Raw genomic sequence first — 20,140 nt, 5'->3', positions numbered from 1 at the left:
CCTTTAAATAAGGATCAAGCCATGTCTGACAGAGAAAGCCGCCAGTTCCGCCCCCTGCCCGTTCCAAATGTCGAGCTCGGAGGGCTTTTCGGCGCCCGCCAGGATGCCATCTGCAATTCCACCGCCGCGACCCTGCTCGACCGCTGCGTCGAAGCTGGCATGATCCAGGCGATCGACGTCAGCCAGCCAAGCCCCGGCATCGTCATCCCCTTGCAGACATGGTCGGGCTCGACGCAGATGTTCTGGGACAGCGATCTCGGCAAGTCGATCGAGACCATCGCCTATTCCCTCTATCGCCGTCCCAACCCGGAGTTGGAGGCACGAGCAGACGCCATCATCGACATGTACGAAAAGCTGCAGCAGGAGGACGGCTATCTGAATGCCTGGTTCCAGCGTGTCCAGCCCGGCCGTCGCTGGACCAACCTGCGCGATCATCACGAACTTTATTGCGCCGGCCATCTGATCGAGGCGGCCGTCGCCTATTATCAGGCAACGGGAAAGCGCAAACTGCTCGACATCATGAGCCGCTTTGCCGATTACATGATCACCGTCTTCGGCCATGGCGAAGGCCAGCTGCGCGGCTATTGCGGCCATGAAGAGGTGGAGCTTGCACTCGTCAAGCTGGGTCGCGTCACCGGTGAGAAGAAATATCTCGATCTTGCCAAATACTTCATCGACCAGCGCGGCCAGGAACCGCATTTCTTCACCGAGGAAGCACTTCGTGATGGCCGTGATCCCAAAAATTTCGTGCAGAAGACCTATGAATACAGCCAGTCGCATCTGCCGGTGCGCGAACAGACCAAGGTCGTGGGTCACGCCGTGCGCGCCATGTACCTCTATTCCGGCATGGCCGATATCGCCACGGAATATAACGACGATACGCTGACCTCAGCCCTTGAAACGCTCTGGAACGACCTGACGACGAAGCAGATGTATGTGACCGGCGGCATCGGGCCGGCTGCCTCCAACGAGGGCTTTACCGACTATTACGACCTGCCGAACGAGAGCGCCTATGCCGAGACCTGCGCCTCGGTCGGTCTGGTCTTCTGGGCCAACCGCATGCTCGGTCGCGGACCGAACCGCCGCTATGCCGACATCATGGAAGTAGCGCTCTACAACGGTGCAATGGCCGGCCTGTCGCAAGACGGCAAGACCTTCTTCTACGAAAATCCTCTGGAGAGCGCCGGCAAGCATCATCGCTGGACCTGGCACCATTGCCCCTGCTGCCCGCCCAATATCGCACGCCTGCTCGCCTCCGTCGGCTCCTATATGTATGCCGCCGCCGACAACGAGATCGCCGTCCATCTCTACGGCGAAAGCAAAGCCCGCGTCCCTCTAGCCGGCGGCGTAACCGTGCAGCTTTCCCAGAAAACGCGCTACCCTTGGGACGGTGCAATTCGCTTCGAGGTCAATCTGGATCGCGCGGCCAAATTCGCACTATCGCTGCGCATCCCCGAATGGGCCGAGGGCGCGACGCTCGCAGTCAATGGCGCACCGGTCGATCTGGCAACGATCACCGTCGACGGCTATGCCCGTATCGAGCGGGAATGGCAGGCCGGCGACAGCGTCGACCTCACGCTTCCGCTCATCCCGCGCACGCTGTTTGCCAATCCTAAAGTTCGCCAAGACGCCGGGCGTGCGGCCCTGATGCGCGGGCCGCTCGTCTATTGCGTTGAAACTACCGACAATGGTCACGACCTCAACGGCATTTCGCTTTCCAGCGATCCGGCCTCCGCCGAGACGACGGAAATTGCCGCATTGGAGGGCGCAGTGGCGCTCGATGTTTCGGTCATGCGCGATGAGGCGGACTGGGGCTCAGATCTCTATCGGACGACACCGCCGAAAAGCGTTGCCTCCACCGCGCGTTTCGTGCCCTACCATCTCTGGGACAATCGCGATCCGGGCGAGATGCTGGTGTGGATCCGCGCCGATCAGATGCAGCGCGGAGCCTGACATGACGAAGAACGGCATGCGCCTGACCGGCGTCCGCAAGAGTTTTGGCGGACTGGAGGTCATCCACGGCATCGATCTTGACATACCGGAAGGGGCTTTCGTCGTCTTCGTCGGCCCGTCCGGCTGCGGCAAGTCCACGTTGCTGCGGATGATTGCCGGGTTGGAAGAAGTCACCGACGGCGAGATCGCCATCAAGGGCCGAGACGTCACCGATCTCGATCCGTCCGAGCGCGGTATAGCCATGGTCTTCCAGTCCTATGCGCTCTATCCTCACATGAGCGTGCGCGACAATCTTGGTTTTGGGCTGAAAATGGCCCGAACCGATGCTTCCGAAATCGAAAGACGCGTGCGTTCCGCTGCGGCGATCCTCAAGATCGATCATCTGCTCGACCGCCGGCCGGGCCAGCTTTCCGGCGGCCAGCGCCAGCGCGTCGCCATCGGCCGCGCTATCGTTCGCGAGCCGGATGTCTTTCTCTTCGACGAACCGCTTTCCAACCTCGATGCGGAGCTGCGCGTCTCCATGCGCATCGAAATTGCCCGGCTTCACCGCGAGCTCGGCAATACGATGATCTATGTCACCCATGACCAGACCGAGGCCATGACGCTCGCCGACAGGATCGTCGTGCTGAGGGACGGCCGGATCGAGCAGGTCGGCAGCCCGCGCGAGGTCTATGAAGATCCGGCCAACAGTTTCGTCGCCGGCTTCATCGGCTCGCCGAGGATGAACATGATCGAAGCGACATGGTCAGGCGACGGATCGGCAAAGGTCGGCAATGGCGGCATCGAAGTCGATCTTAGCCAGCACAAACCATCATCCGGCGAAAAGATCCTGCTCGGCATGCGCCCCGAACATTTCGTCGTCGTTTCAAATGCAGCCGATGCCGTGCGGGTCACGGTCGATGTCACCGAATATCTGGGCGGCACACGCTATCTCTATTGCCAGACAGAGGATGGTCAATCCGTTATTGCCGAGTATCGTGATGGGCCGGAGATCGAGCGCGGCGACACGCTCCATCTGCATTGCCCGCCCGAACGTCGGCGCTATTTCGACAAGCGGGGCGGACGGCTGCGGTAGGTCCTTTACCCAGCCAACAAGGTAACAAACGTTGGCTGGATGATCGTGTGAAGATCAAGCCGCCTTGCTGACCCGCACCGGAACGGACTTATACGAAGGAGTGCCGCTTTCCTTGTCCTGGTAGTCGATCGGGATCAGGCAATTTGCCTCCGGGTAATAGGCAGCAACAGAGCCCTCGGAAATATCGTAGGAAATGGCGGTCAGCTTCAAGAGCCGTTTGCCGCCTGAGGGCAGCGCGGTTTCGATCTCGACGAGATCGCCGTGCTCCAGTCCCTTTGCCTTCAAATCCCTATCGTTCATGAACAGCACGTCACGGCGGCCGAAGACGCCGCGATAGCGATCGTCGAGACCGTAGATCGTCGTATTGTACTGATCATGGCTGCGGATGGTGGCGAGCTTGAGGATGGTCCCGTCGGAAAGCGAGATGTCCTCGTTGAGGCCGGAAAACAGCTTGAATTCGGCCTTGCCCGACGGCGTCTTCCAGACGCGTTCCGTCGGCCCGAGCGGCAGGCGGAAGCCACCCGGCACGCGGATGCGCTCGTTGTAATCGGCAAAGTCCGGATAGACGATTTCGATCTTGTCGCGGATCAGATCGTAGTCCGTGATGAGCTCCATCCACGCAACCTTGCTGTTCGGCAGGGCCGCCTGCGCTATTCCCGCAACGATGGCAGGCTCGGAACGCAGCTGGTCGGAGGCCGGCTTCAGCCGCCCGCGCGACGCATGCACCATCGACATCGAATCCTCGATCGTGACCGACTGCGCGCCGGTTGCCTGAACGTCCTGCTCGGTACGGCCAAGTACGGGGAACAGGAAGGATTCCTTGCCAATAAGTAGATTGGAGCGATTGAGCTTGGTGTTCATATGGACGGCGAGATCGAGCTTACGCATCGCCTGCGCGCAAAGTTCCGGATCGGGAAGCGCAATCGAGAAATTGCCGCCGAGGCAAAGCAGCACCTTGGAGCGCCCCTCCGCCATCGCCTGCATGGCGGCAACGGCATCGTGACCATGATGAGCCGGCGAGGTGAAACCGAAGGCACGTTCGATGCCTTCGATCAGCGCAGGAGTGGGTTTCTCCGTAATTCCGACGGTGCGATTGCCTTGCACGTTGGAATGGCCGCGCAGCGGGCAGATGCCGGCACCCGGCTTGCCGAAATTGCCCCGCAGCAGCAAGAGATTGGCGATCTGCTGCACATTCGCGGTTCCCTTGGCATGCTGGGTGATGCCCATGCCATAGGCGACGATCGTCGCCTTTGACTTGACGTAGGCGTCGGCAACCCGCTCCAGATCAGCGCGGGCAAGACCAGAGACACGCTCGATATCGGCCCATTCCGTCTGATTGATATCGGCAACAAGCGCGTCGAAGCCGGTGGTGTGTTCGGCAATGAAGGCGTCATCGAGAACATCAGATGACGTTTCGGCCAGCGCCAGAACCGCTTTCATGATGCCCTTGAGCGCGGCGGCATCGCCGCCGATCTTCACCTGATAATAGGACGAGGCGATCCGGGTCGAGCTGAAGGTCCCCATCTCGATCGGATCCTGCGGATCGGCAAAGCGCTCCAGCGCCCGCTCCTTCAGCGGGTTGAAGACGATAATCGGCACGCCGCGACGCGAGCACTCATGCAGCGTGCCCATCATGCGCGGATGATTGGTGCCGGGATTGTGTCCCATTGAGATAATGAGATCGCATTCGTCGAAGTCATCGAGCGAGACGGTGCCCTTGCCGATGCCGATCGATTGCGGCAGGCCGACACTCGTTGCCTCGTGGCACATGTTCGAGCAGTCGGGGAAGTTGTTGGTGCCGTATTCGCGGGCGAAAATCTGGAAGAGGAAAGCCGCTTCGTTGGAGGCGCGGCCCGACGTATAGAATTCGACCATATCCGGATCGGGCTGGCTGCGCATGACCTCGCCGATGCGGGCAAAGGCGTCCTCCCAGGCGATCGGCCGGTAGGTATCGGATGCGTGGTCATAGACCATCGGATGCGTCAGCCGGCCGGAATTTTCCAGCTCATAATCGCTCCAGGTCAAAAGCTCGCTGACGGTGTGCTCGGCAAAGAATTCGGGCGTAACACGCTTGTTCGTCGCCTCCCAGGTAACGGCCTTGGCGCCGTTTTCGCAGAACTGGAAGGTGGAGGTGTGTTCCTTGTCGGGCCACGCGCAGCCGGGGCAATCGAAACCCGTGGGCTTGTTGGTGCGCAGCAGCAGGCCGGGCGCTTCGGTGATGTCCATCTGCTCGCGCACTGCATTGGCGGTCGCCTTCAGCGCGCCCCATCCGCCGGCAGGGCTGTTGTAGGGACGAATACCGGGGACTTCACGCTTCTGCGCCATCATACGCTCCTTTAGCAACCCAAACGGCTTCCTCCCAAAGGTCGGGCTTGCAAGAAATAAGCTTGCGACATCAGGGAGTAAAGCACAATCAAGCGACAGAGAATCAAACAATCACCAAGCATGCCGGAGCTATGCGCTTGCATTAGTTCCTGAAGACCAGGCAGGAGCCGCCCTGCTGCCGGACTTGCGTGCAAACGGCATCCGCTTCTTCCCGCGTTTGCCGCGGAATGCGCGCCGCATAACGGACACGGCGGCCAAAGTCGGCATTGCGCTGCCGCACGATCAACGGCTTTTCCGCGTTCAGCGGAGCCGGCAGTTTCCGGATATTTGCGGTAAACAGACGGCGAGCGGCATCCACCTGAAAATGTTCGGCGAGTTGCGCGCCCCAGGGCGCCCAGGGCCGCTCCTGCTCCAAGGGAATGGGCTTCAGCCGCCGGCTTTGCGCAAGCGCGACACAGGAATCGACGAACGGCTTGCTCTTATCCAGCACGGGAGCAGCGATATCGGGCGGATCGTCGCGCCATTCCTCGACGCTGTGGGCGGTGATCGCGCTCACATAGTTGCGCGTCTCATAGGGAAGCCCGCCGGAATTCAGGAAATTGGCAAGACCGCCCTCGCCGGCATTATAGGCAGCGGCGGCAAGACCCAGATTGCCAAAACGGTCACGCAATTCATCGAGATAGGTCGCCGCCTTGCCAAGTGCTTCCAGCGCATCGTAGCTGTCGCGCACGCCACGCAGCTTCGCCGTTCCCGGCATGAACTGCGCGATGCCGCGAGCGCCCTTAGGGCTGACTGCATCGGAGCGAAACAGGCTTTCGCGCCAGACCAGCCGCGCCAGATATTCCGGCGGCAGACGATTGCTGTGAGCGAAATACTCGATGGCCGTGCAGAGATCGCGATTGTAGCTGTCCTTGCGCAGGCAAAGCGTCTCGCCCGTCTCCGTCGTCATTGGGCCGGAAACGCAGACGGGAGGCGCAACGCGCCATTCCGGTTGCGCAGCTGCTGGGCTAAAAACAAAAGCATCGATGGCAAATGCGGTCGCGAAAGCGACAATGATACCGACGAAGCCTGCCTTATACTGCCTGCCTGCCATATAAGCGATATCCGTCCGAGACCAAGCGATCGCAAATTCGTGGCCTCTTCATATCATCGATGGACGGAAGCGAAAACCTCTCACGCGATAGCTGGTTCGCGGGCGACTATTGCGCGAGGCGACCACCGCGCATCGGCGCCGGCACGCCCGTCGTGCCGGGAAAGCTGATCGGCAGGCCCCGCAGCACGCGCACCGCGAGAAACGCAAAGCACTCCGCCTCCACCGCATCGCCGCGCCAGCCGAGATCTTCGGCGAAGATCGGCTCGACCCCGGCCCGGCTCTTCAGCATCGACATGATCGTCGGATTATGCCGGCCGCCGCCGCTGACGACGACCTTGGTAGGCCTGCGAGGAAGGAGATCCAGCGCCTTGCCGACCGCGCTTGCCGTGAAGGCCGAAAGTGTTGCGGCACCATCCTCCGGGCTGAGGCCATCCGCCATGGAGGCGCCGAAATCGAAACGATCCAGTGACTTCGGATAGGGTGCCGTGAGATAGGGATGCTGCAGCAGCCGCTCGAGCCGTGCCTCATCGACCTTGCCGGCAGCCCCAAGCGCACCGTCGCGGTCCATCTCGCCAAGCCCGTGCGACTTGATGAAGTCGTTGAGCGGCGCATTGGCCGGGCCGGTATCGAAAGCAACGAAATTGCCCTCTCCATCCCACCAGGTGACATTGGCGACGCCACCGAGATTGAGAATAGCCGCCTCGCCCGCAGCACCTGCACCGCGCAACAGCGCGGTATGGTAGGCGGCAGCAAGCGGTGCGCCCTGCCCGCCGGCGCGCATGTCGGCCGAGCGGAAATCATAGGCGACCTTCGTGCCGAGAATGGACCGCATCAGCTCGCCATCGCCAAGCTGGCGCGTCTGCCCCAACCGATCCTTCTGTGGCGCGCGATGCAGGACAGTCTGGCCATGGAAACCAACGACACCGATGTCTGCCATCGTCATGCCATTCCCTTCAACCAATTCCCTGACCGCCTCCGATTGCGCCCGCGTCAAGGCCTCCTCGGCTTGCTTGAAGATCGCCGGCTCCGGCCCTTCGAAATTCCAAACGCGCGCCTGTGCCAGCGTCTCTTCCAGGAGCCTGCGGATCCAATCGGGATAGGGGGCCAGCACGTAAGGGCCGAATTCCGCGACGCGCTCACCATCGGTCTTCAGCATGGCGACATCGATATTGCCGTCGAGGACGGTCCCGGTCATCAGACCGACTGCCCAGATTGGTTCCATGGTCAGGCTCCTATGCTGCGTTGACGAGATCGCTGACGGACTGGCGAAGCGCCAGTATGCCGCTGTCGAAGTGGCGCGTCGGATGGATGCGGTTGGTAAGGAGGGTCCAGGCTTTGCCTTGGTCAAAATCGACCCAGAGGGCTACGCCTGTAAATCCCGTATGGCCGATCGTGCCGGGCGAGCAAAGAGTGCCACCATGCCAACCGTCATGAGGCCGTTCCCAGCCATGGGTACGAGTGGCGGAAAGCGATGTTCGCATCAGCGCGATTGACTGCGCCGACGCGCCGCTACCGTCAAGCAAGCCCCTGGCAAAATCGAGGATTGCGTCCGCCGTTCCGAAGAGACCGGCATGACCGGCACCCTGCAATGCCGAACAATTGTCGTCATGGACCTCGCCCGACAGAACACGATGGCGCCAGGTGCAGTCTTCCGTTGCCGCCGATAGTTCTGGCGGTGCGGAAAAAGCAAATCCCGGCCCGGGGTCCATGGAGCGGATCGTCTTCCCGCTCAGCCGCTCCAGCGCAAGGCCAAGCAAAATGAAATTGATGTCGGAATAGACGGGCGGCCCGGCACGCCATTCACGCTGCAGGATGAAGGTGCGCAGGAGGTCGGGGTCACGGCCATAGGTGTAGATCGGCTCGACCGCCGGAAATGGTGTCTGATGACCGAGACATTGGCGGAACGTCACCTTCCGTTCCCAGGCCTCGGCGCTGTACTGGCGCAGGTCGGGCAGGAGTTCGATCAAAGGAGCATCGAGGTCGAACGTGCCGGCCTCGGCCAGGGCCAGGATGCGCGGCGTGGTGAAAATAACCTTGGTGAGCGAGGCAAGATCGAACCAGGTGTCAACCAGCATCGGCCTGACATCCGGTACCTTCTGTGCCGAACCGACGGCGCGGACCTGCCTGATACCGTCGAGATCGACCATGCCAAGCACGCCGCCGGGGATGCGCGCCGCCGAAACCGATTGCTCGATCGGCGCGAAAGCTCGATCAAAACGCTCTTGAAACTGCATGCTCCCCCTGCTTGCCATCTCGCCTCTCCTCGGCCTCGCTCAAGCTTCCGCCAGCGCGATGTGATCCGGCGCAAAGCGGCGCCACTCGGGAACGGCGGGCTCGAAGCCCAAAGGACGCACCAGGGACGGAACCTGGCGAGTATCGAGCGTGAAGTTTTCCTTGCGCCGAGCAACCGTCGGAACCGCCGCGATCAACCGCCTGGTATAGGAATGCTTGGGCTCCGACAAGACCGAGGCGGCATCGCCGATCTCGACGATCTGCCCGGCATAGATCACCGCGATGCGATGGGCGATACGCTCCACGACCGCCATGTCATGCGAGATGAAGAGATAGGCAAGACCGTATTCGCGCTGCAGTTCGATCAGCAATTCCAGGACCTGCGCCTGAACGGAGACGTCGAGCGCGGACACCGCTTCGTCCAGCACCAGCACGGACGGATTGAGCATCAGGGCGCGCGCGATGCAAAGCCGCTGACGCTGGCCGCCGGAAAATTCGTGCGGATAGCGCTCCAGCGCATTTTCCGGCAAACCCACGCGATTCAAAAGCATGACCATCCGGTCTCGTGTCTCAGCTGAGACGCGGCCGCCCGCGGCGATCACCGGTTCGGCAAGGATGTTATCGATGCGCAGTCTCGGATTGAGCGAAGCGTATGGATTCTGAAAGACCATCTGCACCGCGCTCGTACGATCGGCGGCCTTGCCGTCATTGGTCGTAAACGTGCCGCGGATCGCCTTCACCAATCCGAGGATCGCGCGGGCGGTGGTGGATTTGCCTGAGCCGCTCTCGCCGACGATCGCCAGCGTCTCGCCGTGCATCAGGTCGAACCCGACGCCTTCGACGGCGTGAACGGCACCGGTCGATCGACGCAGGAAACTCCCCTTGACCGGAAAGCGGACCGTCAAGCCATCCACCTTCAAAACCGGCTTAGCCTGCGCCTCGTCGCGCTGGAAATCACTGCGCGCGGCCTGCCCCGAAGCGAAATGCGGGACGGAATGCAGCAGATGCCGGGTATAGGGATGCGCGGGATGATCCAGAACCTGATCGAGTTCGCCCTGCTCTACCGCCTCGCCGGCCTGCATCACCATCACCTTGTCGGCGATGCCGGCTACGAGACCTATATCGTGCGTGATGAAGATCATCGACATGCCGGTCTCGCGTTTCAGCTCTGCAAGCAGAGCCATGATCTGCGCTTGCACAGTGACATCGAGCGCTGTCGTCGGCTCATCGGCAATCAATAGACGCGGATTGCAGGCAAGCGCCGTTGCGATCATCACGCGCTGCAACATGCCGCCGGAAAGCTGGTTCGGGCAATAGGTCAGCCGCCGCGCGGCATCCGGAATACGCACGCGATCCAGCGCATCCTTGGCAGCAGCCTTTGCTTGGCCGCCGGTCAGGCCGCGATGCAGCCGGAAGGATTCCTCGATCTGCGTGCCGATGGTCAAAACGGGATTAAGCGAGGTCATCGGCTCCTGGAAGATCATGCCGATCTCCGCGCCGCGGATCTTTGTCAGCTCCGCTTCGCTGGCCTTGGTAAGATCAAGGATGCTGTTGTCGGCACGCTTGAGCCGGATCGAGCCGCCGGTAATGCGACCGCCGCCGAAATCGACCAGGCGATTGATCGAAAGTGCGGTGACGGATTTGCCCGAGCCACTCTCGCCGACGATGGCCAGCGTTTCACCGGCGTCGAGGTCGAAGCTGACGCCGCGCACGATGGGATTAGCCTCAGGATTGCGCCCGAAGCCGACATGCAGATCGGAGACAGAAAGCAGCGGTGTCATACCGTCGCCCTCCGCATCTTCGGATCAAGGATATCGCGCAGGGCATCGCCGAGCAGGTTGAAGCCGAGAATAGAGATCATGATGGTTACGCCAGGGAAGATCAGCAGCCAGGGTGCTGTCTCCATGAGATTGCGGCTGTCACTCAGCATCAAGCCTAGCGAGGAGGCCGGCGGCTGCGTTCCCAGGCCGAGGAAGCTGAGACCCGCCTCGGTCAGCAACGACCAGGCAAGCGCCAGCGTCACCTGCACGGTCAGGGGTGCGACGAGATTGAGCAGGAGATGCCGCGTCAGGATGTAGGAGCGGCTGCTGCCGAAGGTGCGGGCGGCATCGACGAAATCGCGTGCCTTCAGCGAAAGGGCCGGGCCTCGCACCACACGGGTAAAAATCGGCGTATAGACGATCGCGATTGCGGCAACGCTGGTCCAGGTGCCAGGCCCGACAATGGCGATGATCAGGAGTGCCAGCAGGATCGCCGGGAAGGCTAAAAGCACATCCATCGCGCGCATGATGACGCCATCCCAGCGCTTGCCGGACCATGCCGCCGTCAAGCCAAGCAACGTACCGAGCAAGGTCGCAAAGGCAACGGAGAAGAAGGCCACGGTGAAGGATTCGCCGATGCCATGCATCAGGCGGCTCGCGACATCGCGGCCGAAAAGATCGGTGCCCATCCAATAGGTGAGGCTCGGGGCGTGCAAGCGGTCGATGCGGTTCTGCATCAGGGGATCATGCGGGGTCACACCCGACGTGCCGAGAATGGCAAGTAGAACATAAATGAGGACGATGACGCCGCCAATCCGACCGCTCGTATGTCCGAAAATAGCCTTGACGATCCGCATCAGCCTTCTCCCAGACGGACGCGTGGATCAAGCGCGACATAGGCGAGATCGACGAGCAGGTTGACGATCATGAAATTGAAGGCAATGAACAGCACGCTGCCCTGTACCAGGGCATAGTCACGCTGCAGGATGGCATCGAGCACCATGCGGCCGAGCCCCGGCAGGGCATAGATCTGCTCGACCAGCACAGCGCCGCCCAGCAGATAGCCGAATTCGACGCCGCTCAGCGTTACCACCGGGATCAATGCATTCGGCAGAGCATGCCGCCAGATGACACCGCGCGCCGGCACGCCGCGGCTGCGGGCGGTGCGGACATAATCATCGCTCAAGACATCGAGCATGGCCGAACGCACGACACGCGTCACCGAGGCGGCGAAGGCGAACGCCAGCGTCAGCGCCGGCAGGATCATTTGGCCGAGATTTTCAAGCGGGTTCTCCCAAAGGGGCGTGAAGGCACCCATGGTCGGCAGCACACCGAAACCGGCAGACAAGGCATAGATCAGCAGAAGGCCGAGAACGAAATTCGGCGTGGACTGCCCGATCATGGCGACGATGCGCACGAAAAGATCGGAGAACTTTTCGTTTCTGGTGGCGGCAAAGACGCCCGCCGGCAGGCCGATCGCAAGCGCGATCACCATCGAAAGCAAGGCAAGCTCGAGCGTCAGCGGAAAACGCTCCAGAATGATATCGAGCACCGGCTTGCCATAGGTAACGGATATGCCGAGATTGCCCTGGAATACGCCGAGCAACCAATGCCAGTATTGGATAGGCCAGGACTGGTCGATGCCGAAATAGGCGGCAAGGGCCTGCCGCTGCTCCGGCGTCAGCAGGCCCGCATTGGTTCCGAGCATCGCCGTGATCGCATCGCCAGGCACCAGCCGGATGGCAACGAAGACGAAGATGGACACGCCCAGCATGATCAGCGGGAATGTCATCAGCCGGCGCGTCAGATATGACATTGCAATTCCTCTAAAACAATTTCAGCTAAACCAAGACGTGAACTGACAGCTGAAATTGCGTAAAAACAAAGAGATAGAGCATTTCCATGAAATCGCTCGAAAGGGAAATGCTCTAGGTCCCAATCATCGTTACTTGATCGAGACCTTGCTCAGACCGAACAGCGAGCCGGTCGGCGTCGGTACGAAGCCCTCCACGTTCTTTTGCTCGGCCGTGTAGCCATAAGCCGTATAGAGCCAGATCCAGGGCGACACTTCGGCAAGATGCTTTTCGAACTCGGCGAAAATCTCCTTGCGCTTGGCGGGATCGGTTTCGGCGCGGTCCTTCTGCATCAGGCTGTCGAGCGTGTCGTCGATATAGTTGGCGACCTTCTGCAGGTTGCCCGTCTTGGTCCAATAACGGTTGTACATGGAATAGGGGTCGGCACTGCCGCCGTTCAGCGCAACGGCCATGTCGAAATTGCCCTTCAGCCAGGTGTCGACATAGACGTTGAGTTCCATCACCTTGATATCGAGCTTGATGCCGATTTCGGCAAGCTGCGACTGGATGACCTGCGCCTCGGCCGTGGCGGTCGGCGGCTCACCGGTTGCGGCGATCACCGTCGCCGAGAAACCATTGGCAAAGCCGGCATCGGCCATCAGCTTCTTCGCCTTGGCGACATCGCGCGTATAGCAGAAGAGCTTGCTGGGATCGGTCGCATAGAGCGGCATCGTCAGCGGCCCCGTCACCTTGCCCTCGCCAAGTGCCGCCGTATCCATCACGTCCTTGCGGTCGATGGCGCAGGAAATTGCCTGGCGCACGGCGAGCTGATCCATGGGCTTGCGCGATGGATTGAGCTGCAGGACGTTGTAGGAAAGGATCGGCGTGCGGGTGAGCTGCAGCTTCGGCTCCTTCGGCACCAGCGTTGCGACAAGCGGATCGTTGAGTAGTGCGAAATCGATCTGACCGGTGCGGAGCGACGCGAGGATCGCGGTTTCATCCGGCAGGACGCTGATATTGATGCCATCGACGCCCGTGGCGCCGCCGGCCCAATCCTTGTTGGCGCTCAAGACTTCCTTGGAATTCGGAACCCAGCTGTCGAGCTTGAAGGGGCCGGAGCCGATCGCCTTCGTACCGATGGAGCCGGCGGTGATTTCGCTTGCCGGCACAACCGCCGCATTGAGGCTCGTCATGGCAGTCAGAAGGGGAACGTCCGGCTGCGACAGGTTGAAGACAACGGTATTGGCATCGGGCGTATCGATGCTCGCGATCGACAGGAAATTAGCGCGGGCAACGGCGCCAGTCGCCTGATCGAGAATACGCTGGAAGGAGGCCTTGACGTCGGCCGAGGTGACAGCTGCGCCGTTCTGGAATTTGGCCTTGGCATTGAGCTTAAAGGTCAGCTGCTTGCCGTCGGGGGAGAACTGCCAGCTCTCGGCAACGCCGGGCACGATCTGCAGATTGCTGTCGAGGCGAACGAGCGGCTCATAGATCAGTTCCAGCAGGCGAATGGACGAGAAGGCCGTCTGCTTATGCGGATCAAGCCCGGTCGCGTCCTGCGACCATGCCATACGTAGCGTCGCTGCCTGCGCCGGAATCGCGACGGTCGCCAGACCAACCCCCACGGCCAGCGCTACTCCCGAAATCAGCGTCTTTGCAAAATTCCCTTTCACTTTCAGTCCTCCAAATTTTTTTAAATGTCCCCGGCCGATTTTAGCCTATTGATTGTCTCAAGCAGTCCTGGCGTTGATGGCCTTACGCAGGAATCCATCAGCGTTTTGCAATGCCGCGCGGGCTTCTTCAATGCCCATTCCGGTAATTTCAATCAGAATGGCAAGCTTGACGTCGTTGCCGGTGAGATCGAGCACGCGGCGCGCTTCCTGCTGGGTGCAGCCGGTCGCCTGCATGACGATGCGCGAGGCGCGCGCCACGAGCTTCTTGTTGCTGGCGCTGACATCGACCATCAGGTTCTGATAGCTCTTGCCAATGCGGATCATGCTTGCCGTCGTCAGCATGTTGAGAATGAGTTTCTGCGCGGTGCCCGACTTTAGCCTTGTTGAGCCGGTCAGGATTTCCGGACCAACGACCGGCGAGATCGCCAGATCCGCAATACCGGCGATGATGGAGTTCGGATTGCAGGAAAGTGCCACGGTGAAGGCGCCGATGCTCTTGGCGTAATTCAGGCCACCGATCACATAGGGCGTGCGACCGCTGACGGCGATGCCGACGACGACATCATCCTTGCTCAGCTCGATCTCCTCCAGCGCCTGGCGCCCCTGCGCCGGATCGTCCTCCGCGCCCTCGATCGAGCGCCGCAGCGCATCCGGACCGCCGGCAATAAGGCCGACGACCATGTCCGGCGCCACGCTGAAAGTCGGTGGGCATTCAGAAGCGTCGAGAACGCCGAGACGGCCGCTCGTGCCGGCACCCATATAGATCAGCCGTCCGCCCTTCTGGAAGGCGGCGACGATTTGATTGACGGCGGCGGCGATCGCCGGAATGACCTTCTCGACGGCGAGGGGCACCGTCTGATCCTCATAGTTCATTTCACGCAGGATATCGAAGGTCGGCAGCAGATCGATATGCATCGTATTCGGATTGCGCCCTTCGGAAACCAACTGCTCCAGTTCGGATATCAACGTCTGCTCTGTCATGGGCCTGCTCGCGAAATAACGCTTGAGTATCAATAGGTCAGGATGGCGAGCTCGATCCATTAAGATCGGGCTCGCCGCAGCAAAGATTGGCTTTCAGTTAAACGGAAGACCAAAGTCAGCCGGGATTGAGGATGGCCTTTCTGGCTTCGTTCCCCGTCCATTCCCTGTTTACCTTGGTTAACACTATGTCCATTTATTCCTTTCGTCAATCCAGAAAGGAATAAAATATTCCATATCGATCGCGCAAAAGCTCTGCTCCCAGTCGCATCGTTCAATGTTGGCAGATCGCCCTTCTGGCGAGGATGATAGCCCCTGAGACGGCATCGCCGTCGATGGGTTTCAAGCGACGGCGTACATCGGGCGAGAGCCAAGGCTCGAGCGGGCTTGCGAGACCACCAAGCAGGCAGACGCGCGGCGCACCTTTTTCGAACAGGGTGCGAACCAGCGTATCGATATGGGCAGCTGCACTTTGCACGATACGCCGCGCGGCGGCATCGCCCTGATCGGCATGGCGGAGGACCATCGGTGCAAGGGCCGCATAATCCGTGGCCGAAGCCCTGTCCATCCAGGCGACCGCCTCCATCGGATCGTTCTGGAAGCGTTGTATGATTTCGGCCAGCAACGCCGTCTTCTGTTCGCGGCCATCATGGGCACGCAGCGCAAGCTGCACCGCCTTCAGCCCGAGATAGGCGCCGCTGCCCTCATCCGAAATCGGAAAACCATAGCCGCCCACCCGCAATTGCCGTCCTTCGACGAGACCGAGCCCGATCGAGCCCGTCCCGGCAATGACGATGGCACCATCGCGACCGGAATGCGCGCCGAGGCAGGCGCCCTCCCCGTCGCTAATGAACTCGATGCTCGCAAATGGATGCTCTATCGCCTTCAACGCATCAAGCGCGCCCTTGCGGCCGATGCCCGCCAACCCGACGCCGACGTGGATGCGCCCGATATCGTCTGCACTCAACCCGGCTTCTTCTATTGCTGCGTCAAAGGCACGCGAAATCGACGCCCATGCTTCGGCGATCCCGAGCCTGGTCGTTGCCGGGCCGGACAATCCCTGCCCTAAAATCATGCCTTCAGCATCCTCGATGCGCGCCCGGCAGCCAGTACCGCCGCCATCGATGCCGAGGAAATAAGGAGCGTTTTCCGATACGGCGGTCATGACGTCAGCCGTTCAATATCGGCGCCGCAGAGACGCAGCTTGCGATCCAGCTGCTCGTAGCCGCGATCAAGATGATAGACGCGATTGACGATGGTTTCGCCCTTGGACACGAGGGCGGCGAGAACCAGCGACACGGATGCCCTGAGGTCTGTCGCCATCACCTGCGCACCCTTGAGCGGCGCTCCGCCACGCACCAAAGCAGTCGTGCCCTGCAGGGTGATATTGGCGCCGAGCCGCGTCAACTCCGGCACATGCATGAAGCGATTTTCGAATACGGTCTCGCGGATCAGCGTCGCGCCTTCAGCGCAGCAGGCGAGCGCCATGAACTGCGCCTGCAGGTCCGTCGGGAAGCCCGGATAGGGTTCGGTTGTGATATCGGCTCCCTTGAGCGGGCCTTCCCGGGAGACCACCAGACCGCGATCACTCGGCCAGACGCTGACGCCCATGGCCTCAAGCGCCTGGACGACCGAGGCCAGATTTTCCAACCGGGCATGAATAAGCTCGAGCTGACCGCCGGTGATCGCCGCGGCCACCGCATAGGTGCCTGCCTCTATGCGGTCAGGGATGCCGTGATGCTTGGCCGGACGCCAGTCGGTGTCACCATCGATGAGGATGCGATGGGTCCCCGCCCCTTCGATCCGCGCCCCCATAGCGCTGAGGCAGGCCGCGAGATCCGCCACCTCCGGCTCGCGGGCGGCATTCAATATCTCGGTTTCTCCCTTGGCGGCGCAGGCGGCCATCATAGCCGTTTCCGTCGCACCTACGGATGGCGAACTCAGCACGATCCGCGCGCCCTTCAGCCCATTTGAAGCCGAAGCGACGATCAGGCCGCTTTCGATCGCAATATCGGCGCCCAACGTCGCCAGGGCTTTGATGTGCATATCGACGGGCCGCGCGCCGATGGCGCAGCCGCCGGGAAGCGAAACACGCGCGTGACCGAAGCGGGCGAGCAGCGGCGCAAGCACCAGCACGGTCGCCCGCATGCGGCGGACCGTATCGTAAGACGTCTCCTTCGAGACGATGTTATTCGCATCGATCGTGGTGCCATGCGGCCCGCGCTCAACTCTGGCACCGTGAAGGGCAATGACATCGAGCATGTTCTCGACATCGCTGACTGCGGGCAGGTTCGTCAGTTCCAGCGGATGCGGGCTCAAGAGCGCCGCTGCGATTTCCGGCAAGGCGGCATTCTTGGCGCCGGCGATGGTCACCGCGCCCTGCAACCGTCTGCCGCCGGAGATGCGAAGTCTGTCCATGATGAGTATCCGTCGAGGAAAAGGTGAGGACACCGCGAGTCCTTCACGCATTTCTTCCAAAGACTAATCGGCCATTCCAGAGTGTCAACCAGATTTGGAATTTTTTATTCCAATTTGCTGTGATAATGTCCGATCGCACGAAGCGAGATTGCCGAGCTAGAACCGGATGCTATTTTCGGTGCGCTCGTTTCGGCGGGTGAAGCGGCCTCGATGGCTCGAAGGGACAAATGTCGATCTTAAAGAAAATCAGCGCGCAGCTCGAAACCATGGCGCCCGCCGATCGCCAGATCGGACAGTTCATCATCGATAATCCCGACCAGATGCTGCGCCTGTCCTCAGCAGCGCTCGCGGTCGAAACCGGCCGCAGCCAGTCGAGCGTCGTGAAATTCAGCCAGAAGCTCGGCTATGCCGGCTATCAGGAATTGAAACTTGCCGTCAGCGAGGCGAAAGCGCAGGAATGGCAGGCGCCGGCCGGTATGATCCACGGCACGATCGAAGTGGGCGACGGCTATCTCACGATCCTGCAGAAGCTGCTCGGCAGCAAGATGCAGGCGATGCAGCAGACGATCTCGGTCAACAACGAAGCCGACATCGAAAAAGCACTCGAAGCGCTGCATGATGCGAGACGCATCCATCTGGCCGGCGTTGGCGCCTCCTCGCTGGTCGCGCGCGACTTTTCCTACAAGCTGATGAAGCTCGGCCGCAACGTGCTGCATGACAGCGATAGCCATGTGCAGATGGCGAATGCATCGACCTTGGGGCCGGATGACCTGCTCTTTGCGCTTTCCTATTCCGGCGCCAGCATCGAGACGCTACGGATTGCGGAATTAGCCAGCCAGCGCCAGGCAACCGTCATTGCCGTCACCGGGCTGCAGGACAACCCACTCGCTCGCGTTGCCGATATCTGCCTCCATACCGTCGGCGACGAGGATCGCGTCCGTTCGTCGGCAATCACTGCCCGCGATGCACAGCTGATGCTGACCGACCTGCTGTTCATTCTCCTGGTGCAGCGTCAGCCTGACGCCAATGACTATGTCCATAATAGTGAGACGGCCGTTTCGGTGCTGAAGGCCAAGCGTCTTTCGTAAGATCGGGCTCCGGTAACCAAGCTGTGACGACCGCGACCCTGTACGGTGGTGATTTCGGGACGTAGCTTGGCGATCCAACCAAATCATTCCGGAGACATTCCATGGACCTCGGCCTCAAGGATAAAGTCGTTCTGATCACCGGTGGCTCGAAGGGCATCGGCTATGCCTGTGCCGAACTCTTCCTGCAGGAGGGAGCAAGGGTGGCGATCTGCTCCCGGTCGCAGTCCAATATCGATGCGGCCCTTTCGAAGCTTCCTGGCGCGCATGGCTATGCTGCCGACCTGATCTCCGATCAACAGGCCCTCGCAGTCATTGATAAGGTCGAAACGGAGATCGGCCCGATCGACATCCTCGTCAACAGCGCAGGTGCCGCGGCGCGCACGCCAGCGGATGAACTGACGCCTGCCATCTGGCGTGCCGCGATGGATGCGAAGTATTTTTCCTACATCAACGTGATCGATCCCATCATCAAGCGCATGGGCGCGCGCGGCACGGGTGCCGTCATCAATATCATCGGCAACGGCGGCAAGGTCGCCTCCCCTGTCCATCTGGCCGGCGGCTCGGCCAATGCCGCCCTGATGCTCGCAAGCGTCGGGCTTGCCAATGCCTATGCCGGCAAGGGCGTGCGCGTCGTCGGCCTCAATCCCGGCCTCACCGAGACGGATCGCGTTGCCGAGGGCCTGAAGGCGGCGGCGAAGATCTCCGGCTCGACCGAGCAGGAAGCACTGGCCGATGCCCTGCAGCGCATTCCGATCGGCCGCATGGCCGATCCTGTCGACATCGCCAATGTCGTCGCTTTCCTGAGTTCGGCCAAAGCAAGCTACGTCACCGGCGTCGTGATCAGCATGGACGGCGCACAGGTGCCGGTGGTCGTTTGACCCGGGATCGGCGGCTTTAAGCCGCCGCCTTCCAGTCCAGCCCGATATCGAGTGTCGGCGCGCTATGCGTCAGCCAGCCGACGGAGATGAGATCGACCCCGGAGGCGGCGATTGCGGCAGCTGTTGCCGGCGTGATGCGGCCGGAGGCTTCGGTGATGGCCCGGCCTCCGACGATATCGACCGCCTCGCGCAGCTGATCCGGCATCATGTTGTCGAGCAGCACGGCGTCGACGCCTTCCTGCATCGCTTCGCGAAGCTGCGCCAGCGTATCCACCTCGACTTCGATCTTGACCATATGACCGACGCCCGCCTTGGCTCGGCGGATGGCTTCGGCGATGCCCCCGGCAATTGCGACGTGATTGTCCTTGATCAACACCGCGTCATAAAGCGCGAAGCGATGGTTCATACCGCCGCCGGCGCGCACCGCATATTTTTCCAGAGCCCTGAGGCCCGGCGTCGTCTTGCGAGTGCAGACGATCGACGCCTTCGTGCCGGCGATCGCCTCGACGATGCTGCCGGTCACGGAGGCAATACCGGAGAGATGGCCGAGAAAATTGAGTGCGGTGCGCTCCGCTGTCAGCAGGCCGCGAGACAGTCCCTCGATTGTCGCGATGATATCGCCTTTTTCTACCTTCGCACCATCGGGCACGTGACGGGTCATGACAATTGCAGGATCCACGAGCTGGAAAGCCAACTCGGAGGCATCGAGACCCGCGACCACACCCGGCTGGCGGGTTACCATAGCAACGCGGGACCGATGGCCCGCCGGGATGACGGCCGTGGATGTGACATCGCCGGCAAGGCCGAGATCCTCGACCAGTGCATTGCGCACTAGCGGCTCGACGATCAGGCGCGGGAGGGGAGCAAGTGTCAT

General features: G+C 61.2%; 16 protein-coding genes. 4 read left to right on the top strand and 12 right to left on the bottom strand.

Going from position 1 to position 20,140, the window contains the following annotated elements; all coding sequences use genetic code 11:
* Positions 1 to 21 precede the first annotated feature (21 nt).
* Positions 22 to 1,953 (top strand): glycoside hydrolase family 127 protein, encoded by a 1,932-nt coding sequence (locus tag FHT85_RS14580; RefSeq protein WP_112410878.1) that lies wholly within the window; start codon positions 22 to 24, stop codon positions 1,951 to 1,953.
* A 1-nt stretch (position 1,954) separates the two neighbouring features.
* Entirely contained in the window at positions 1,955 to 3,028 is a 1,074-nt protein-coding gene (locus tag FHT85_RS14575; protein WP_112410877.1) for an ABC transporter ATP-binding protein, read from the top strand.
* A gap of 54 nt (positions 3,029 to 3,082) precedes the next feature.
* On the opposite strand, the gene FHT85_RS14570 is transcribed toward FHT85_RS14575, so the two are convergent.
* The 11 genes from FHT85_RS14570 to murA all read right to left on the bottom strand — a co-directional run bounded on the left by FHT85_RS14570 (position 3,083) and on the right by murA (position 17,300).
* Positions 3,083 to 5,353: an FdhF/YdeP family oxidoreductase gene (locus FHT85_RS14570; protein WP_112410902.1), complete on the bottom strand. Its 2,271-nt coding sequence runs from the start codon at positions 5,351 to 5,353 to the stop codon at positions 3,083 to 3,085.
* 142 nt (positions 5,354 to 5,495) lie between these two features.
* Positions 5,496 to 6,446, bottom strand: a complete 951-nt coding sequence (locus FHT85_RS14565; RefSeq protein ID WP_112410876.1) for a lytic transglycosylase domain-containing protein — start codon at positions 6,444 to 6,446, stop codon at positions 5,496 to 5,498.
* 106 nt (positions 6,447 to 6,552) lie between these two features.
* Positions 6,553 to 7,668 carry an anhydro-N-acetylmuramic acid kinase gene (locus FHT85_RS14560; RefSeq protein ID WP_112410875.1) on the bottom strand — a complete coding sequence of 372 codons (1,116 nt, stop codon included), beginning with the start codon at positions 7,666 to 7,668 and terminating at the stop codon, positions 6,553 to 6,555.
* A 10-nt stretch (positions 7,669 to 7,678) separates the two neighbouring features.
* Complete coding sequence (locus FHT85_RS14555; RefSeq protein ID WP_112336884.1) at positions 7,679 to 8,698, bottom strand: serine hydrolase domain-containing protein; 1,020 nt, start codon at positions 8,696 to 8,698, stop codon at positions 7,679 to 7,681.
* A 21-nt stretch (positions 8,699 to 8,719) separates the two neighbouring features.
* A complete protein-coding gene (locus FHT85_RS14550) occupies positions 8,720 to 10,459 on the bottom strand; it encodes an ABC transporter ATP-binding protein (RefSeq protein ID WP_112410874.1) in 1,740 nt (579 codons plus the stop codon).
* Entirely contained in the window at positions 10,456 to 11,295 is an 840-nt protein-coding gene (locus FHT85_RS14545; protein ID WP_112410873.1) for an ABC transporter permease, read from the bottom strand. The genes FHT85_RS14550 and FHT85_RS14545 overlap by 4 nt, the downstream gene beginning before the upstream one ends.
* Positions 11,295 to 12,254: an ABC transporter permease gene (locus tag FHT85_RS14540; protein ID WP_112410872.1), complete on the bottom strand. Its 960-nt coding sequence runs from the start codon at positions 12,252 to 12,254 to the stop codon at positions 11,295 to 11,297. Before FHT85_RS14540 ends, FHT85_RS14545 begins: the two co-directional genes overlap by 1 nt.
* Before the next feature lie 129 nt (positions 12,255 to 12,383).
* Positions 12,384 to 13,904 carry an ABC transporter substrate-binding protein gene (locus FHT85_RS14535; protein ID WP_112410871.1) on the bottom strand — a complete coding sequence of 507 codons (1,521 nt, stop codon included), beginning with the start codon at positions 13,902 to 13,904 and terminating at the stop codon, positions 12,384 to 12,386.
* A 57-nt stretch (positions 13,905 to 13,961) separates the two neighbouring features.
* Positions 13,962 to 14,885: an N-acetylmuramic acid 6-phosphate etherase gene (gene murQ / locus FHT85_RS14530; protein ID WP_112410870.1), complete on the bottom strand. Its 924-nt coding sequence runs from the start codon at positions 14,883 to 14,885 to the stop codon at positions 13,962 to 13,964.
* Positions 14,886 to 15,156: 271 nt separating this feature from the next.
* The gene (locus FHT85_RS14525) at positions 15,157 to 16,047 is read right to left on the bottom strand and encodes an N-acetylglucosamine kinase (RefSeq protein ID WP_112410869.1); all 891 of its coding nucleotides are present in this window, start codon (positions 16,045 to 16,047) and stop codon (positions 15,157 to 15,159) included.
* A complete protein-coding gene (gene murA, locus FHT85_RS14520) occupies positions 16,044 to 17,300 on the bottom strand; it encodes a UDP-N-acetylglucosamine 1-carboxyvinyltransferase (RefSeq protein WP_112410868.1) in 1,257 nt (418 codons plus the stop codon). Before murA ends, FHT85_RS14525 begins: the two co-directional genes overlap by 4 nt.
* 227 nt (positions 17,301 to 17,527) lie before the next feature.
* Between murA and FHT85_RS14515 the strand changes: the two genes are divergently transcribed.
* Both FHT85_RS14515 and FHT85_RS14510 read left to right on the top strand, forming a co-directional pair.
* The gene (locus FHT85_RS14515; RefSeq protein WP_112410867.1) at positions 17,528 to 18,388 is read left to right on the top strand and encodes a MurR/RpiR family transcriptional regulator; all 861 of its coding nucleotides are present in this window, start codon (positions 17,528 to 17,530) and stop codon (positions 18,386 to 18,388) included.
* A 101-nt stretch (positions 18,389 to 18,489) separates the two neighbouring features.
* Positions 18,490 to 19,266 (top strand): SDR family oxidoreductase, encoded by a 777-nt coding sequence (locus FHT85_RS14510; protein WP_112410866.1) that lies wholly within the window; start codon positions 18,490 to 18,492, stop codon positions 19,264 to 19,266.
* A gap of 16 nt (positions 19,267 to 19,282) precedes the next feature.
* Here the strand turns inward: FHT85_RS14510 and nadC are convergent, their stop codons facing one another.
* Positions 19,283 to 20,140, bottom strand: coding sequence for a carboxylating nicotinate-nucleotide diphosphorylase (gene nadC / locus FHT85_RS14505; RefSeq protein ID WP_112410865.1), 858 nt, complete (start codon positions 20,138 to 20,140; stop codon positions 19,283 to 19,285).

Source organism: Rhizobium sp. BK312, from assembly GCF_014193605.1.
In the GTDB taxonomy this organism is placed as follows: Bacteria; Pseudomonadota; Alphaproteobacteria; order Rhizobiales; family Rhizobiaceae; genus Rhizobium.
This window is presented reverse-complemented; position numbering and strand designations above follow the sequence as displayed.